Annotated in this window: 21 protein-coding genes; 7 read left to right on the top strand and 14 right to left on the bottom strand. The window is 40.5% G+C overall.

The features are described 5' to 3' along the window. Positions 1-8: 8 nt before the first annotated feature. From A6M13_RS05575 to der, 3 genes are all read right to left on the bottom strand, one after another. Positions 9-221: a DUF2768 domain-containing protein gene (locus tag A6M13_RS05575; protein ID WP_066543644.1), complete on the bottom strand. Its 213-nt coding sequence runs from the start codon at positions 219-221 to the stop codon at positions 9-11. A 138-nt stretch (positions 222-359) separates the two neighbouring features. Continuing rightward, positions 360-1,373 (bottom strand): NAD(P)H-dependent glycerol-3-phosphate dehydrogenase, encoded by a 1,014-nt coding sequence (locus A6M13_RS05570; protein ID WP_066543642.1) that lies wholly within the window; start codon positions 1,371-1,373, stop codon positions 360-362. A 16-nt stretch (positions 1,374-1,389) separates the two neighbouring features. Next, on the bottom strand, positions 1,390-2,700 hold the full coding sequence (der, locus tag A6M13_RS05565; RefSeq protein WP_066543640.1) for a ribosome biogenesis GTPase Der: 1,311 nt from the start codon (positions 2,698-2,700) through the stop codon (positions 1,390-1,392). Positions 2,701-2,877: 177 nt separating this feature from the next. Here der and A6M13_RS05560 point away from each other — a divergent pair, with 177 nt between their 5' ends. After that, positions 2,878-3,330 (top strand): general stress protein, encoded by a 453-nt coding sequence (locus tag A6M13_RS05560; protein WP_066543639.1) that lies wholly within the window; start codon positions 2,878-2,880, stop codon positions 3,328-3,330. A gap of 104 nt (positions 3,331-3,434) precedes the next feature. On the opposite strand, the gene A6M13_RS05555 is transcribed toward A6M13_RS05560, so the two are convergent. Together A6M13_RS05555 and A6M13_RS05550 are read right to left on the bottom strand one after the other, a co-directional pair. Beyond that, a complete protein-coding gene (locus A6M13_RS05555; RefSeq protein WP_083998232.1) occupies positions 3,435-3,842 on the bottom strand; it encodes a DUF4825 domain-containing protein in 408 nt (135 codons plus the stop codon). A 9-nt stretch (positions 3,843-3,851) separates the two neighbouring features. After that, on the bottom strand, positions 3,852-4,712 hold the full coding sequence (locus A6M13_RS05550) for a TetR/AcrR family transcriptional regulator (RefSeq protein WP_066543634.1): 861 nt from the start codon (positions 4,710-4,712) through the stop codon (positions 3,852-3,854). A gap of 161 nt (positions 4,713-4,873) precedes the next feature. Between A6M13_RS05550 and A6M13_RS05545 the strand changes: the two genes are divergently transcribed. Next, positions 4,874-5,644 (top strand): sporulation protein, encoded by a 771-nt coding sequence (locus A6M13_RS05545; RefSeq protein ID WP_066543632.1) that lies wholly within the window; start codon positions 4,874-4,876, stop codon positions 5,642-5,644. Positions 5,645-5,682: 38 nt separating this feature from the next. Here the strand turns inward: A6M13_RS05545 and rpsA are convergent, their stop codons facing one another. From rpsA to prsW, 4 genes are all read right to left on the bottom strand, one after another. Then, positions 5,683-6,855, bottom strand: coding sequence for a 30S ribosomal protein S1 (rpsA, locus tag A6M13_RS05540; protein ID WP_066543630.1), 1,173 nt, complete (start codon positions 6,853-6,855; stop codon positions 5,683-5,685). Between the two features lie 84 nt (positions 6,856-6,939). Beyond that, positions 6,940-7,614, bottom strand: coding sequence for a (d)CMP kinase (cmk, locus tag A6M13_RS05535; protein WP_066543627.1), 675 nt, complete (start codon positions 7,612-7,614; stop codon positions 6,940-6,942). An 83-nt stretch (positions 7,615-7,697) separates the two neighbouring features. Continuing rightward, positions 7,698-8,354 carry a flagellar brake protein gene (locus A6M13_RS05530; protein ID WP_066543625.1) on the bottom strand — a complete coding sequence of 219 codons (657 nt, stop codon included), beginning with the start codon at positions 8,352-8,354 and terminating at the stop codon, positions 7,698-7,700. Positions 8,355-8,482: 128 nt separating this feature from the next. After that, positions 8,483-9,151: a glutamic-type intramembrane protease PrsW gene (prsW, locus tag A6M13_RS05525; RefSeq protein WP_066543624.1), complete on the bottom strand. Its 669-nt coding sequence runs from the start codon at positions 9,149-9,151 to the stop codon at positions 8,483-8,485. A 78-nt stretch (positions 9,152-9,229) separates the two neighbouring features. Here prsW and A6M13_RS05520 point away from each other — a divergent pair, with 78 nt between their 5' ends. Next, on the top strand, positions 9,230-10,201 hold the full coding sequence (locus tag A6M13_RS05520; protein WP_083998231.1) for an asparaginase: 972 nt from the start codon (positions 9,230-9,232) through the stop codon (positions 10,199-10,201). A 68-nt stretch (positions 10,202-10,269) separates the two neighbouring features. Here A6M13_RS05520 and A6M13_RS05515 read toward each other — a convergent pair whose 3' ends face one another. The 5 genes from A6M13_RS05515 to A6M13_RS05495 all read right to left on the bottom strand — a co-directional run bounded on the left by A6M13_RS05515 (position 10,270) and on the right by A6M13_RS05495 (position 15,404). Continuing rightward, complete coding sequence (locus A6M13_RS05515) at positions 10,270-11,247, bottom strand: YpdA family putative bacillithiol disulfide reductase (protein WP_066543623.1); 978 nt, start codon at positions 11,245-11,247, stop codon at positions 10,270-10,272. A gap of 62 nt (positions 11,248-11,309) precedes the next feature. Further along, on the bottom strand, positions 11,310-12,068 hold the full coding sequence (locus A6M13_RS05510; protein WP_066543622.1) for a metallophosphoesterase: 759 nt from the start codon (positions 12,066-12,068) through the stop codon (positions 11,310-11,312). Between the two features lie 58 nt (positions 12,069-12,126). After that, the gene (locus A6M13_RS05505; protein ID WP_066543617.1) at positions 12,127-12,879 is read right to left on the bottom strand and encodes a LysM peptidoglycan-binding domain-containing protein; all 753 of its coding nucleotides are present in this window, start codon (positions 12,877-12,879) and stop codon (positions 12,127-12,129) included. A gap of 78 nt (positions 12,880-12,957) precedes the next feature. Next, entirely contained in the window at positions 12,958-14,385 is a 1,428-nt protein-coding gene (locus tag A6M13_RS05500) for a RecQ family ATP-dependent DNA helicase (RefSeq protein WP_066543614.1), read from the bottom strand. Beyond that, complete coding sequence (locus tag A6M13_RS05495) at positions 14,385-15,404, bottom strand: YpbB family protein (RefSeq protein ID WP_066543612.1); 1,020 nt, start codon at positions 15,402-15,404, stop codon at positions 14,385-14,387. Before A6M13_RS05495 ends, A6M13_RS05500 begins: the two co-directional genes overlap by 1 nt. Before the next feature lie 104 nt (positions 15,405-15,508). On the opposite strand from A6M13_RS05495, the gene A6M13_RS05490 reads away from it, so the two are divergent. The 4 genes from A6M13_RS05490 (at position 15,509) to A6M13_RS15985 (ending at position 17,814) form a co-directional block, all read left to right on the top strand. Further along, positions 15,509-15,757, top strand: coding sequence for a ferredoxin (locus A6M13_RS05490; protein ID WP_066543610.1), 249 nt, complete (start codon positions 15,509-15,511; stop codon positions 15,755-15,757). Positions 15,758-16,120: 363 nt separating this feature from the next. Further along, on the top strand, positions 16,121-16,900 hold the full coding sequence (gene cobA / locus A6M13_RS05485; protein ID WP_066543608.1) for a uroporphyrinogen-III C-methyltransferase: 780 nt from the start codon (positions 16,121-16,123) through the stop codon (positions 16,898-16,900). A gap of 13 nt (positions 16,901-16,913) precedes the next feature. Further along, a complete protein-coding gene (locus A6M13_RS05480) occupies positions 16,914-17,675 on the top strand; it encodes a sirohydrochlorin chelatase (protein ID WP_066543606.1) in 762 nt (253 codons plus the stop codon). Continuing rightward, positions 17,668-17,814 (top strand): YezD family protein, encoded by a 147-nt coding sequence (locus A6M13_RS15985; protein WP_083998230.1) that lies wholly within the window; start codon positions 17,668-17,670, stop codon positions 17,812-17,814. The genes A6M13_RS05480 and A6M13_RS15985 overlap by 8 nt, the downstream gene beginning before the upstream one ends. Positions 17,815-17,823: the final 9 nt, after the last annotated feature.

Below are 17,823 nucleotides of genomic sequence, written 5' to 3'. Positions count from 1 at the left end.
ATTCCCCCTTATGCTGGCCACGTCGCAACAACTAACACCATCAAAAAAGAACCAAGAAAAAATAAGCCATACGCAATCAATTTAAACATCCATTGCAAAAAACGATTATGTATTTTATGTCGTACCATATAAATAATGCCAATTGATGCAAGTAAAAAGAAAATACAATAAAACGAAATCCACATAACATCTAATGCGGGTAAATGCGCAAGTGGTCCCATCCTTCTACACCCCTTTTCAGTTGTAATTTCAGTATATCACACCGCATCACTTAGCAAAATCTTTACATTACTAGCTTTTTCAAAACATAAAAAAGGATTCCAAAAGCAACTATACTTTTTGGAATCCTTCTATAGAAATTACATCATTTCATCAATTTCACGCTTTTTCATACGTGCCATTAACGCATCCACTGCATCTTTCGGTGGTTGTTCTTCAAACAGTACATTATAAAGAGCACTAGAAATTGGCATGGCTACATCATAGGTTTGTGCGAGTTGATGCGCTGCTTTTGCAGTACGCACACCCTCCACAACCATACCCATTTGTGCCAAAATCTCAGGCAGTTTATACCCTTGCCCTAGTAAATTGCCCGCTCGCCAATTACGTGAGTGCACACTTGTACAGGTCACAATTAAATCACCCATACCGGTTAAACCTGAAAATGTTAACGGGTTTGCGCCCATTTTCACGCCAAGACGTGTAATTTCAGCAAGTCCACGTGTAATAAGTGCCGCTTTCGCATTGTCACCATAGCCTAAGCCATCAACAGCGCCTGCTGCTAGTGCAATAACGTTTTTTAATGCGCCACCAATTTCAGCGCCGATAACATCTTCTAATGTATACACACGGAAATAACCATTCATAAAAGCATCTTGCACGCGCTCAGCAGCAACCATATTTTCACAAGCTACAGTCACCGTTGTCGGCTGTTGTTTCACAACTTCTTCTGCGTGGCTTGGCCCTGATAATACAACAATATCTGAACGAAGCGCTGCTGGAATTTCCTCTTGCAACAACTCAGAAATACGCTTTAATGAATCTGGCTCAATTCCTTTTGACACATGCACAAATAATTTTTCTGTCGTTTGTGTCGCCACAAATTGCTGACACACTTCACGAATGGCCTTTGTCGGTACAGCGATAACAATGATATCATGGTCATTTACAGCATCTTCAATTGATGACGTCGCTGTTAATGATTGTGGTAATACCGTGTTCGGCAAATATTTAGCATTTGTATGCTGTTCATTGATTTCATCCACTTGGTCTTGTCGATGAGACCAAATCGTTGTACGATGACCATTTTCAGCAAGCACCATTGCAAGTGCTGTCCCCCATGAACCTGCACCTAAAACGGAAATATTCTCCACATCGATTCCCCCTATCTTATGCACGTGTACGCGTAATTAAACGAATTGGTGTCCCTTCGAAATCGAATGTTTCACGAATACGGTTTTCTAAGAAACGCTCATAAGAGAAGTGCATTAGTTCTGATTCATTGACGAATACAACAAATGTCGGTGGTTTAATCGCTACTTGTGTTGCGTAGTAAATACGTAAACGGCGCCCTTTATCTGTTGGCGCTGGGTTACGTGCTACCGCATCTTCAATAACTTCATTTAAGATTGACGATTGTACGCGCATTGCGTGGTTTTCACTTGCACGTTGAATAACCGGTAAAATTTGGTGTACACGTTTACGCGTTTTCGCTGATACGAAAATAATTGGTGCGTAGTCTAAGAATAAGAAGTGCTCACGAATTTGCTCTGTATAGAAATTCATCGTTTTCTCGTCTTTTTCAACAGCATCCCATTTATTAACAACGATTACAACGGCTTTCCCTGCTTCATGCGCATAACCAGCGATTTTTTTATCTTGTTCTTGAATGCCTTCGTCTGCATTTAGAACAACTAATACAACGTCTGAGCGTTCAATAGCACGTAATGCACGTAATACAGAATATTTTTCTGTCGTTTCGTACACTTTCCCTTTTTTACGCATACCAGCTGTATCAATAATGACATACTCTTGTCCATCATATTCATACGGGCTATCAATCGCATCACGTGTCGTACCCGCAACATCTGATACGATAACGCGGTCTTGACCTAAAAAGGCATTTACTAATGATGATTTACCAACGTTTGGACGACCGATTAATGAGAACTTAATGACATCCTCACCGTATTGCTCCTCGTTGTCTTGTGGGAAGTTTTTCGCACACTCATCTAATAAATCCCCTAAACCTAAACCGTGTGAACCAGAAATTGGGAACGGGTCACCAAAGCCTAATGAATAGAAGTCGTACATCATTTCGCGCATATCAGGGTTATCAATTTTGTTAACCGCAAGCACGATTGGTTTTTTTGTTTTGTAAAGCATTTTTGCTACTTGCTCATCTGCTAATGTTACACCTTCACGACCATTCGTCATAAAGATAATAACATCTGCCTCATCAATAGCGATTTCTGCTTGTTGACGAATTTGCTCCATAAATGGTGCGTCACTAATTTCAATGCCGCCTGTATCAATAATATTAAAATCATGCGTTAGCCATTCAGCCGAACTATAAATACGGTCACGTGTTACGCCAGGGATATCCTCGACGATTGATACACGTTCACCAACAATACGGTTAAAAATTGTTGATTTACCAACGTTCGGACGACCAACGATAGCGATTACTGGTTTTGTCATATCGTTTTCATCCTTCCAACTTTCAGTGTTTGTATAATAATCCACAATGTATTATACCTCAAAGACTTGATTATATCACACGAAATCCATTGACGGATAGTACAATGATGAAAAGGTTTAATTTTATATCATTTGTGGAACATAGCCTAAGAGAACGTTAAAGGAGGCAATTTGACAATGAATAGAATTGAAGCGGTAAAAGATGTAACAGAGCTACAACATTTGCTCGAAACACTTCAAGCAGAGGGCTATACAAAAGACGAATTAACGATTTTAGCGGAAGACACAGAGGCATATAAAGACTACACATCGGTCGACGTCGAAAAATCAGATACAATCGGGAATCACGCAAAAGCGATTTTAAGTGGTGGGGAGCCGTCAGCCGAAGCACTGCGTGACATCGGTGTCGCAGAAAGCAAACTAGATGATTATTTAACGCTACTGCATCTTGGCGGTGCAATCGTATATATGGTATCGAAAGATAATTTACAAGATGCGCATCAAGCAACACGCGAAAAAAGTGATGTTCATATCGAGGAAGGTCCAATCGGTACAGAAATCCAACGCGACGAACAACGCCAAGCAAAAGACCATATAGAAGATATTGAATTATTCCGTCGTCGTGACTAGACAAAAAAACATAAAACCCCCTTCAGCAGTCACAATTGCTGAAGGGGATTTTTATGAGATATCACGTTCTGTCCACGCGCTATTTTAGACGACCTTATTTAGCCTCACAATTTTTCTTCGATTAACGCCTGTAGCTTCTGTTCGTCATGTATATTTCGAACATCAAGCCCGTATACACTTTCAATCTCTTGGCGTGTTAACTCGTACTGTTCGTCAGCAAATGTAAACTGCACCACATCGACATTTTGTACAAGCGTAAATATATACGTGGCATTACGCATTGCCTGCTGCTCTGAAATATGTGCATACTGCAAATTGACTGCGTAAGGCTTCGCTGTTGTGAACAGCTCCATCTGCATAAATTGCTCGCTATTTTCTAGCTGCTCGACAATTGCTGAAACAGCTGATGCATCGCCTATATATGCGTTTTTGTATAGAAACACACCTTGTTGTTGCTCATCACTACACGCTACTAGCAACAAAATTAACACGAACGGTAACCACTTTCTCACCCATCACACCTACTTTACTTTGACATAAAACCATGCTGTATTCACAAATTGCTGCACTTGTGCCTCAAGAGGCGATTGTACGAAGCTCTGTGGAATCGCTGGCAAAATCGCCCGCAATACCGATAAACGCGGTTCTACACGCTCTAGCTCTTCAATAAATGCTACAATAAGCTCTCGCTGCTCATTCGTCACGACTTGCGCTAATATAGCATGTGCCGCTTCTATGACTTCTTCTTTCGATACATTCCGCTGTGAAACACGCCCTTCTAACATTTCGACACTTGCCAAATCGACAAATGTAACGATCATATTCGGTAAAATCAGCTCCATGTATGAAAAAATAGAGGCAATTAACTGGCGCAATGAATAGGCACTATGTGTAATACGTGCCATAAATAACATATGCTGTATCATACCATGTAATAAAATCGCCGCTTCATACGAAATTTGTTCAACATTAAAGCCGTATATATCAACTAAACGCTGCTGTAGCCAACGTAGTTCATGTAAACGATGCTGCAACACAAGTTTTTTTAACTCTTGTTCATTAGAATGTAATAACCCTTCAAATAGTAAATGTAAATGGCGCTCTTCATTCATTTGAATTAAAGCTGAAACTTGGTCAATAAACACATCACGGTCGGCTGAATCTTTTCCAACCTCAATTGCTAAACGTGTTTGACTGGCCTCATAACGTAGCAACTCTAATATTTCGGCAATACACTCATTTTTAGACGCAAAATAATTATAAAACGTTCCTTTAGAGATATTCGCTTGCTCAATAATTTCCTGTATCGATGTTTGCTGTACACCTTGTTCAATAAATAATGACAAGGCGATGTCTGCCACATGACGTTTCCGATTATTCATGTGCTCCTCCAATCTTTATACTACTCACTAGTTTCCGATTTATTCTTGCCCATTATAAAGGATACACTATATTTATACTAAAAGTTCAATTTAGTATTGTGAAACCTTCCAGAACTTCATACGTATATTTATAGATGAACTATTTATAAGGAGGCATTTTTATGTCATTTTTCAAAAAAGCACTCGCTAGTTTCGGTGTCGGTGCAGCAACTGTGGATACGGTACTAACGAATACATCGTACCGCGTTGGAGATACATTACAAGGAGTCGTTCGTATTCAAGGTGGCGATGTTGAACAAACGATTGACGCCATTTCATTAATTCTTTATACAACATACGAGAAAGAAATGAATGATACGAAATTTGACGAACAGCTTGAATTAGAGCGTGTACGCGTAAGTGAGCCATTTACGATTAGCGCCCGCGAACAAAAAGAAATTCCATTTTCATTTATACTACCATATGAAACACCTATTACAATGGGTAAAACACGCGTCTGGGTACATACAGCACTTGATATTGCGATGGCAATTGACCCAACCGATAAAGATTATATTTCGGTACAACCTACTGTACTTGTTACTGAAGTATTGAATGCTGTACAATCACTTGGTTTCCGCTTACGTGAAGTCGCATGTGAGGCTGCACCGCCGCGTTACCGTAACCGTTACCCATTCGTTCAAGAGTTTGAATTTGTGCCAACGAGTGGCGCTTTCCGTGGTCGTCTCGATGAAGTAGAAGTGATGTTTTTATCACAAAGTGCGCATTCTGCAGAGCTACTCATTCAAATCGACCGTAAAGTTCGTGGACTCAGCAGCTTATTTGCAGAGGCACTTGATATGGATGAATCCTTCGTACGCGTTACAGTATCTACACAAGACGTACCAGTGCTTGCGCAAAAACTGCAACAAATCATTCAACAACACGCATAAAAAAACGAGCCATTCGCAATGCGAACGGCTCATTTTTTTTATTCTTCGTCTTTTTTAAATGCTTTTAGTTGATCACCAATCACATCTGCAAATGAGAAGCCACTATTTTCTTCTGGTAACTCATATGATTCATCTGCTGCTGCAGCACTCTCTTGCTGTGCATCATTTTCTTGCAGCTGCTTAATGCTTAATGATAAACGGCGATTGCCTTCTTCACCACTTACTTCCAGCACTTTCACTTGCACCTCGTCACCTTCTGTTAATACTTCATGTGGTGTTCCGATATGCTTATGAGAAATTTGAGAAATATGCACAAGTCCTTCAACACCAGGGAACACTTCAACGAATGCGCCAAATGGCACTAAACGACGAACTGTACCCGTTAATACAGCATCAACAGGTGCTTTTTCTTCAATGCTATCCCACGGACCAGGTTGCGTATCTTTAATTGATAACGAAATACGCTCATTTGCAGTATCAACAGATAATACTTTGACACGCACTTCCTGTCCTTCCGTTAACACATCTGATACATCTGATACATGTTGATGTGATAGCTGTGAAATGTGCACTAAACCATCAATGCCACCTAAATCAACAAATGCGCCAAATGCTGCAATACGTTGTACCGTACCGTCTAGCTCATCGCCCACTGAAATGGTTTCAATGACATTTTGTTTTTTCGCTTTCTTTTCATCTTCGACCACTGCGCGGTGTGATAAAATTAAGCGTCCTTTATCTTTATCTAACTCAACAATTTTGAACGCTAATGTGCGCCCTTTGTAATCGTCAAATTCCTCTACAAAATAATCTTCTACAAGCGATGCGGGAACGAATCCACGTACACCTAAATCAACTACTAGACCACCTTTGACAACGTCTTTTACTTCCGCTTCAAAGATTTCACCCGCTTCAAATTGCGCTTCAAGCTTATCCCATGCATTTAAAGCATCGACTTTACGCTTTGACAACACAAAGTTTTCTTCTTCAACTTTTGTAATGATGAGTTCTAACTTATCACCTACAGCTACTGCATCAGAAGCTTTTTCAACGTGTAAGCTCGATAACTCACTAATTGGGACAATTCCATCAAATGGAGCACCCTCAATTGTTACTGTTACAGATTTATCATCGACCTGCACGGCAGTCGCTTGGACGATGTCACCTTCGTTAAATTCTTGGCTTGATCCTAAGTTCATTTCTTCAGACATATGTAACCCTCCTTCGCATCTTTCCAACTCTATTGTAGTCTATCTTGTTAATAAAAACAAAAAATAAGTTAAAAATTTGAAAAATTAGTTCATTTGCGCATTTGCTAAACGTAGAATTTCTTCTGCAGCTTCATCAATTGTCAGCGATGTTGTATCTAAGTAAATGGCATCATCAGCCTGCACTAGCGGTGATACTTCGCGTTCACTATCTAATTTATCACGGCGTGCGATATCTTCGATTAATGATTCGATTGTTGCGGGAATACCACGCTTTTCATTGTCGACAAAACGACGACGTGCACGTTCTTCAACCGTTGCTGACATAAACACTTTTAGCTCTGCTTGTGGCAATACATGTGACGCAATATCACGCCCATCCATGACAACGCCGCCCGCTTCCGCTAATTGTTGCTGTGCTGCCACCATTTGCTCACGAATGTCTGCATGTGCCGCTACTTCCGATACAGAAGCCGTCACATCATTTGTACGGATGACTTCCGATACGTCTTGTCCATCTAAAAAGACAAGCTGCCCACGTTCAGACGGCTTTAATGTAATTGTTGATTGACGTAAAAGCTCTGATAGTGCCGCTTCATCTGCTAAAGAAACACCTTGTTGAAGTGCTTTATACGTAATCGCTCGGTACATTGCACCTGTGTCAATATACGTAAATCCTAATTTTTCTGCTACGATTTTGGCAATAGTACTTTTGCCAGCGCCTGCTGGTCCGTCTATTGCAATTTGAATAGTTTTCTTCACAATTTCAACCCTTTCTTACATCTTTTATTGTAGCATAAAGTAAAAAAAAAGCCTCGTATTATTACGAGACTCTTTCTATGTAATTATTGATTTAATTCTTTTCTACGCAGCATAATTTGTCGTTCAAAACAAAAACGTACAATATATTGTTGGTCAACATCCATCGGTTCAACAAATTGAATCGATGCAATTTTCAGCACATCATCTTTTTCAAAAATACGCACAATTCGAGCTTCCGTCATCACATAATGTGTATCTCCATTTTCAAATGGCAACACAATCGTCAGTTCTACCGTTTGATTTTCTTCGAGTTGCTCATGACCGCGTAAAATTGCTGCAATGCCACCTGCTGAAATATCTTCAGTTGTTAGTTGATACGTCATGTGCTCGGTAGCAATCGCTACATCTACACGCGTTTGTACACGTACAAACTCACGTCGTTGTACTTTCACAATTTCTTCCGCGCGAGGTCGCTTCATCGCAATCATTGGAATGCCATCATTTTTACGCCCTAACACTTCTGAGTTTAACGCAAACGAGGCATTGCCATCTGCGCTTGTAAACAATACTAAAAATTGTGCTCCATCAATTAAAAAAGCGGTCTTCTTCGTTTCAATATTCACTGGATAATCAATATAGAATATGTGCTCATCCACCTCAACTACTTTACAGCGAAACTTTTCATTCCGGTCTGTATATGTTGGTTCTAGCGTTAATTGCATACCAATTGTTAATTCCACGTCGTTCCCCACACTTACGTTAAAATTTGTACTTTTATTATGCCATATACTCTGACCCATCGCCACAAAAGACATACAAATATCACATTATTTTTACCTATTAACTCCCATTTGTTGAATCATTAGCACTACATTTTATGCTGCTTATACAAATGTTCTAATAAATGCGCATGCGCCGCTTTTACTTTATGTAAGGCGAACGTCCATAAAAACAACATAAACGGAATCATTAAATACACCCACGTATCACGGAACATTAAAATCCCGTTGTACATTAAATGCAAGGCGATTGGTGCAAAAAGCGCTAAATATAAATACTTTTTCGTGCTGTCCGTGAACTTTGATTTCCCTAAATAATAGCCCATCACCACACCAAATAGTGCATGGCTCGACACCGGTAATAATGCGCGCATAAAGGCGGTGTCTAATCCATACGATAACAGATAAATAACATTTTCAACCGTCGCAAACCCTAGCGAAATACTGGCGCCATATAAAATACCATCATACGGATCATCAAACTCTACATGATGATAAATCGCAATATATAATATAAACCATTTAAAAAACTCTTCAATAAAACTTGTGAAGACAACATGCTGCATAAACGGATACGCAAACACACCTTCTTCCGTTAACACATATTGCATAAATAAAATTGGAAACGTAATGACTGCACCATAAACGAACGAATGAAGTAATGTTCGACGCGGCTCCGTTTTCATATCATTGCGTAAGTAAAAATAGCTAAACAACGCAAGACCAGGCGCAATTGCGACTGTCAGTAAAATGAACAATTTTTCCAACCCCTTCTCGCCGTTTTTGCTATAATCAGTATAACATGCGAATGAATTATACGTGCGAGGTGCTGACGTTTGAAGAAAAACATTTTATTAATTCATACTGGCGGAACAATTTCGATGAAAATGAGTACCGAATCAGGAGCGGTCATTTTAAATGATGAAAACCCATTAAAAAATGAACAAACGCTCCACCAATATGCCAATATTATTGAAGTAGAAGCCTTTAATTTACCGTCTCCACATATTACACCGCAGCATATGCTATTGCTACGCGATGTGATTGTCGAGCAAGCTAAACTGTATCAACTTGACGGTGTCGTTATTACACACGGCACAGATACACTCGAAGAAACTGCCTATTTTTTAGATATGACAACACGCTTTCAATTCCCGATTGTGCTGACCGGTGCAATGCGTTCCTCAAATGAGCTAGGAGCAGATGGTGTCTATAATTTAGTCGAGGCAGTTCGTGTCACCATCGACCCACAAGCACGTGAAAAAGGCGTCTTAGTCGTGATGAATGACGAAGTGCATTTAGCATTTAATATTACGAAAACGTCCACTAGCTCGGTCAATACATTCCAGTCGCCGCAGTACGGGCCAATTGCGCTTGTGACAAAGAAGAAAATCCATTTCCACCACGCACCGATTCACCGACAATATGTCGATATCCAAGCGATTTCCAAACGTGTCGCACTTTTAAAAGTATATGCAGGTATGGAAGAAGATGCGATTGATTTTATCGTGCAATGTGGCTATGACGGACTTGTACTAGAAGGCCTTGGACAAGGGAATGTCCCTCCAGCCGTTGCGACAAAATTAATTGAATATGTCCAAAAAGGGTTGCCGATTGTACTTGTCTCGCGCTGCTTTAACGGGATTGCAGAAGGTGTGTATGGCTATGACGGTGGTGGTAAACAGCTTGAAGATGCAGGCGTTATTTTCGCAAACGGCTTAAACGGACAAAAAGCGCGCCTGAAGCTATTAATCGCGCTCAATGAATGTCATGACACGGTCAATTTATCTGCTTTTTTCAATGCGTAACTACTACAAAAAACACACTTCGAAACGGTTATGATTTCGAAGTGTGTTTTTCTCGTATATAGACAGCTTTATTTCTCAATCAGTTGCTGTGCAGCAATCGCTGTCGCAATTTGCTCACCGTGGAAGCGACCATTTTCAATAAAAATTTCATTGGCATTATTGCCTGCCGCAATTACGCCCGCAATAAATAAATTTTCCACATTCGTTTCCATCGTTTCATCCTTTACAAATGGACGCCCGGTTTCCTCGTCAATACGTACACCAATATCAAGTAAAAAGTTATGGTCTGGGTGATAACCTGTCATCGCAAATACAAAATCATTGGCAATGTGAAGTTGCTCACCTTGTTTCTCAATCGTTACGCTATGTTCATCAATGCTACACACATGCGACTCAAAATGCATCGTAATGTCGCCATTTCGTACAAGTGCCGCAAAATCAGGTAATACCCACGGCTTCACGCTCGGTGAATAATCACTACCTCGGTATACACATGTAACATGTGCACCTGCTTTATGCAGTTCAAGTGCCGCATCTACGGCCGAGTTTTTCCCACCAATCACGACAACATCCGTATCAAAAAATGGATGCCCCTCTTTGAAATAATGATGTACTTTTGGTAATTGTTCCCCTGGAATACCTAAATAATTCGGATGGTCGTAATAACCTGTCGCAATCACTACATACGGTGTGTCATACAATGCCTTTGATGTCGTCACTGTAAACGCTCCGTCTTGTCGTTTTTGTACTTTTTCGACCTTCTCGAAACGATGTACCGTAATTTGCTTCATTTTGACAACTTCACGATAATAGACAAGCGCTTGGTTACGATGTGGCTTACGTTGCTCTACAATAAATGGCACATCACCAATCGCTAACTTTTCACTTGAACTAAAAAAGGTTTGGTGCGTTGGGTATTCATAAATAGCGTTCACGATATTCCCTTTTTCAATCACCACAGGTCGTAAACCAATTTGCTGCAGTGCAATGGCTGCTGCTAACCCACACGGCCCGCCACCAACAATAACTGCATCTACTTTTTCCATGTTTATTGACATCTCCTACTCATTGAATTGCTTTTCATTATATACTTGTTCGCAAAAACGTTCTACTCTGTCACACGCATCTCAATAATATGTGTCTCAGGTGGCGCTCCTAAACGAAATGGCACTAACGTCGTCCCGTAGCCGTTACTAATTAATTCACCACGTCCATCGACAATTTTAAAGCGACCATTTTCGTGCATCCCGAAGCGCCCTACGCGAATTTGTCCGCCATGTAAATGACCACCTAGCATTAACACAGGTTGATAGCGTGGTGTTGTACGCGGAAACACTTGCGGATTATGCGAAACGTAAATAACAAAATCTTCGTCATTTGTACCTTCAAATGCCGCATCAATATTATAATCACGCTTGGATGTATCATTAATCGCGCCAATCACCCATGGATTGTTAAATTGATTCAAGCGAATATTGCCGTTATTTAGCTCACGTACATCATACTGTGCAAAAAGCTCCGTTAGCATTGCTTCGCCTACTTCTCGGTCATTATTTCCCCAAGCAAAATAAACAGGCGCAATATTCGTTAGCTTTTCAAGGTTTTTTTCTATTTGCGCTAAACCGACACGCTTATCACAAAAATCTCCGCCAATAATAATAAAATCAACATTTGTTACTTGCTGTAATAAAGCTTCGTCGATAACACGTGCATGTACATCTGAAATAAAAAAGACACGTACAGTTTCTGGCTTGCCTTTTAACGTTAGCACGTGTGTTTTCACGGTGTTTTGATGTGCTAGCTGATACATATATGCCAATGTCCCAACACCCGCAATTGCACCATATACACCTAACTGCTTCCACATACTTCATCATCCTTTCGTTTCATTAAAAGCGCGTGACTTTTAAAAGTCACGCGCTCTTTTACGGTAATATTAACGTTTGGCCTACACTAATTTCATTCGATGTTAAACCATTTGCTGCCTTAATACGTTCTACCGCGTCGCCATTTCCGTAATAATTCACCGAAATACGATAAATCGTTTCATTCGGCTGAACTGTATGACTACGCGCAGTTGATTGTTGTTTCGTTACTTCTTCTTTTTGACGCGCAGCCTCTTGTGCAGCCGCTTTTTGACGTGCTTCTTCTGCTAACTGTTCTTGGCGGCGCGCTTCCTCTTCCGCTTTACGACGCTCTTCTTCAATCGCTGCTTGTTGCGCTGCTTCTTCTGCCGCCTTTTCCTCTGCGATTTTTTGCGCTACACGGTCCGCTTCTTGTTTCGCTGCTTTTTCTGCTGCCGCTTGAGCTGCTAATGTTGCCGCTGTACGCTCTTCTTCAGATAAAATTTCTTGCTCAGCACTTTCTTTTTCATCATCTACTAGTGCTTGTTCTTCATTGGAAGTTCCATTATTATTTTTAGCGATTTCTACTACTTGATTTTCTTCTACCTTCGCTTGCTCCGCCGTCGTTGCTGGATCATAAAACTGCCAAAAATAGATAACAAATGCTAAAGGAATACAAATAAACAATAAAAATACTGGTGTTAAAATAGAAGAATTTGATTTCGTTTTCGTCGCTGTGTTCTGGCTTGACTTGGATACACGTGAATTGATTTTATCCAAATCAATTTCTTGTCGGCCATCTTCAAATTTATTTTGCTTTTTTTCTTTTGACACTCCGAGTCACCCCGTCTTTCACTTTCTATTCGTTCATTATGACGAATTTCGTTAAAATTGTAAATGTTAATCCATGCATTATTGTGGAAAAATTGCCAATAAACGTTTTTGCCACGATGCATCAATTGTAAGCCCTACTACTGGCTCTTCAAACGCTGGCAATTGGTACGTAGCCCCACAATTTGAACAACATTGTTCAATCGTCGTTTGTAACGTTTGACCAAAATAGTGCAAGATTACTTGTCGTAAGCAACTCTGCTCATCGACCATTTTTTGCATCGCCATAATTTGCTCTCGCTTCTGTAGACGTAGTTGCCCGATAAAATGTTTCATTTCTATGTTGGAAAATTGTTGCATCCAGTAATGAAGCACACGAAACTGTGTCTCGGTCATCCAACCATTTGTGACAAGCTGTGTAACGTCTCCTTGTCGATGTGCATCATACGCATCAACATGAGCATCTTGTGGTAAGTCTTCTGTCGCGATATAATGCACGCGCTCCTCGTCTCCTTGTGCATATAATAATACGGCGATTGCTGGCTGCCCGTCTCGCCCTGCCCGTCCGATTTCTTGCATATAGTTTGCCATTGTTTGTGGCAATGTTTCATGCATAATATGCCGAATATTATCTTTATGGACACCCATACCAAACGCGTTCGTTGCAACAATCCAGTCCAGCTGTCCTTGTAAAAACTGCTGTTGGATTAACTGTCGGTCGTACAGCTCCATACCACCATGATAATACGCAATGCGTACTCCTTGCTCAACTAATACCGCAGCATATTGTTCACATTTAGCACGAGATTGTGTATAAAAAATACCCGCTCCTTGCGCTTGTCGAATATAATCAAATGCCCATGCTAATTTTTGCTCTGCTGTTTCAAAACGTTCACGCATTAAGCGAATAGCTGGTCGGTCGACAGAATGAATACATTCATGTGGACTACGCATTTGCAAATATTGTTTAATATCCACTAAAACTTGCGTTGTAGCCGTTGCAGATAATGCTAGTATACCCGGTCGTGCTAACGAATCAAACACTGATGCTAGCTGTAAATAATCCGGTCGAAAGTCAAATCCCCATTGCGATAAACAATGCGCTTCATCGACAACGATTAATGATAATTTTACGTGTTGTAACGCTTGCTGTACATGTGGCTGTTGAAGCATCTCTGGCGATGTGAAAATATATTCATATTGCCCAAGCTTCTGTAGGACTTCCTGCTTTTCGCCTCGATTTAAAAAGGAATTTAGGGCAATGACGCGTTTTTCACCAAAACGCTTCAATTGGTCTACTTGGTCTTGCATCAGTGACAAGAGTGGTGAAATAATTAATGTCGCATGAGGAAGTAATTTTGTCGGCAGTTGATAACAAAGCGATTTTCCTGTCCCTGTTGGCAACACCGCAATGACATCTTCACCGCGCATCACCGCTTCAATGACATCTTGCTGTCCTTCTCGAAAATGCTGATACCCAAAATACTGTCGTAATGCTGCTTCTAACATTACGCTTTTCCCCCTTTCGCTAAAATAAGGCGCAGCTGAAAATAACTAAGCTGCGGTACATGCTCTTTTAATTGACGTAGTTTTTTCGTTTGTAATTGGTCAGCAAGTGCTAATACAGACGCTCGCTCATCCTCGCTCACAAATTGTTCAAATGGAAAATTCACATCATTCATTGCCATCTCAATTAAATGGTCTTCAATTGTGCTCGTTTTCAAGCGTCTTTTCGCTGCAATTTGCTCAATCGTATCACCCGCATAAAAATAATTGGCAGTTTGTGCAGCCGAAGAAGTAACGACCTCGGTCATGCGAATATTTTGTGCTAGCGCTTGTAATAATGGTACATGCAGCGTTGCAATTAAGGCTAAACATTCATGCAGTACACTTGTAAAGGCTAACTGTGTCTCTAACGGGCTTTCATTACGGTATTGTGCTAGCTGTGCCCACGAGTAACCACTTATTGATGCACCAGCTAAGCGCTGCAGCAGCAGCTGTGCTCGTTCAGGTGTTAAATGCTCACAGATGACAGTCAGTTCATCTTTTAACGCTGTCCCTACGACACCGCTACTATATTGCGCCCATGTTAAAAAATCACGGACAAACCGCTGTACATAGTCATCTTTTTGAAGCGGGATAAACCGCATATCACCTGCTTGTTGCTGTGATAGTGTTTGTACAGCTAACGATACACGCGCAAAAAAAATCGTTTCGTTTCCACGATAATGCCATCCATCAAAATATAAAATATTCGTTTGCAACTGCTCTGGCATGTGTAAAATTTGATAATAGCCATCTGGTTGAACAACGAGCATTTGTTGGTCGATTAATTGCTGTATCGCACGGTCATATGTCGCACGCTGTAATTTCGGCAAAATACCAAAGTACGGATAGAGCGAAAATAAGCCAACATCTTGAATCGTTTGTCCAGACTTTTTTCCTTTTAACAAATGATACGGTGCAGATACGGTACGTTCCTCTCGAAATAAGTGACATAAATATAATAGAAGTTCTTCCAGTTTCAAACTTAATTCCCCCGTTTTAAGTGTTTTTATTGAAAAGTCCTCGTTTGAGCTTTAGAATAAGGTAGTAGCTTTTGGAAAGACATTTATTTAAGGAGAGATTACAAATGGCTAAATATACAATCGTAGATAAAGATACATGTATCGCTTGTGGCGCTTGTGGCGCAGCAGCTCCAGACATTTATGATTACGATGATGAGGGCATCGCGTTCGTAATTTTAGATGATAACATGGGTACTTGTGCAATTGATGAGGACTTACTAGAAGATATGCAAGATGCATTCGAAGGTTGTCCAACAGATTCAATTAAAGTTGCTGACGAAACATTTGACGGCGACGCATTAAAATTCGAATAATTCGTACACATAAAGCATGAGCGCATTTCCTAGTGACGCTCATGCTTTTTCTTTTTTCATTTTACATGTTCTGAAATTTATTTTCACGTAAATATATAGCGTATAGGTGCTAAAACCTTAGTTTAACAGACTTTCTCCTCTTTCGCTTCCTCATTAAATTCCAAAAACCTTAAATTCCTAGTTGACTTATATGTTTTTAATTATTATTATATGACTATCCTAAATTGTTAGATAAATCAGAACAAAAAAATTTTAATTGCTGACTATTCAGGATAGAGGCAGTGAATACATATGGTTTTATGCACGTTAAGTCAAACCGTAATTCACAGAAACAACTTACTGACATACAGAGGGGGATTTCACATGAGTAAAGTATATATTGTAGGCGCCGGCCCTGGCGATGTTGATCTCATTACGGTTAAAGGACTTAAATGCATTCAACAGGCTGATGTTATTCTATATGATCGTTTAATTAATAAAGAGTTATTGTCACACGCAAAACCAAGTGCGGAGCTAATCTTTGTCGGAAAATTACCAAATTATCACGGCGTTATTCAAGACCGCATTCACACATTGTTAGTGCAATATGCGAAACGTGGCAAAATAGTTACACGCTTAAAAGGTGGCGACCCATTCGTATTTGGTCGTGGTGCGGAAGAAGCGGAAGTATTAGCCGAGGCAAATATTCCATTTGAAATCGTACCAGGCATTACATCTGGTATCGCAGCACCTGCATATGCAGGCATTCCCGTTACACACCGCGATTATGCATCAAGCTTTGCGATTGTGACCGGCCATATGCGTGAAGGAAAAGATGACGCCATTAAATGGAGTAATTTAGCACAAGGCGTTGATACATTAGCGATTTATATGGGTGTTGGTAATTTACCATACATTACGCAGCAGCTGATGACACATGGTAAAGCCGCTTCGACACCTGTAGCTCTTATTCACTGGGGCACATCACATAATCAACAAACCGTTACTGGTACATTAGAGACTATTGTCACTATTGTTGCAGAAGCACAAATTCAAAACCCGAGTATGATTATCGTTGGTGATGTCGTTCAAGTACGCGACAAAATCCAATGGTTCGAACAAAAGCTAGCACAAGAAGCAAGCGTTCAAGGAATTTCAGTATAAGAAGGTGTTAAACATGGAAGCAGTTTTATACGTCGCGCATGGTACACGCGTCCAACAAGGTGTTGACGAAGCGATTCAATTCATCGAGTTCGTCAAACAAAACGTTCGTACTAACATTCAGGAAATTTGCTTTTTAGAATTAGCGCAGCCTGACATTGTTGATGGTGTTCGTCGTTGCGTCGAACAAGGTGCCACAACGATTGCTGTCGTGCCCATTTTATTACTCACTGCCAATCATGCCAAAATCGATATCCCTGAAGACTTAGCAAAAGCACAACAATTATTCCCTCACGTACAGTTCACCTTGGGAAAACCGTTTGGTATGCACGACAAACTGCTTGATAGCTTACATGACCGTCTGTTTGCGCACTCTGTGGAAGAAGATGCCCATATTTATTTGATTGGTCGTGGTAGCAGTGACCCAACACCGAAGCAAGATTTAACAATAATTGCTCAACATTTTTCAGCGCGTATTCAGCGCCCTGTCGATGTTTGCTTTTTGTATGGCGTTGGTCCGACATTTGAAGACACACTCCAGCACATACAGCAATCAAACGACCGTACACCGATTTATATTATTCCGTATTTACTATTTAGTGGCTTACTACAGCAACACATTGAAAAAACAATCGCAAGCCTACAGTTTACAACTGCACCGGTTACACTCTGTGCCCCACTCGGTTACGATAAAAACGTCCAAGCGGTACTCGCAGAACGTGCAGAGCAAACACTACAGCAAATTCGAACAATAAAGGAGCGTGTGGCGCATGGATAAGCGCAAAGAGAATCATGAAGCTACGATTGAAAATTTGCGCAAACTCTTGCGTGACCTTCAATATGGTTCAGTTACATTAGTGGTGCAAGATAATTACATTGTACAAATCGAAAAGAATGAAAAAATTCGTTTGAAATAACAAACGTTC

This window comes from Caryophanon tenue (genome assembly GCF_001700315.1).
Lineage (GTDB): Bacteria > Bacillota > Bacilli > Bacillales_A > Planococcaceae > Caryophanon > Caryophanon tenue.
Note: the sequence above shows the minus strand (reverse complement) of the source record. Positions and strands in the feature narration are given on the sequence as shown.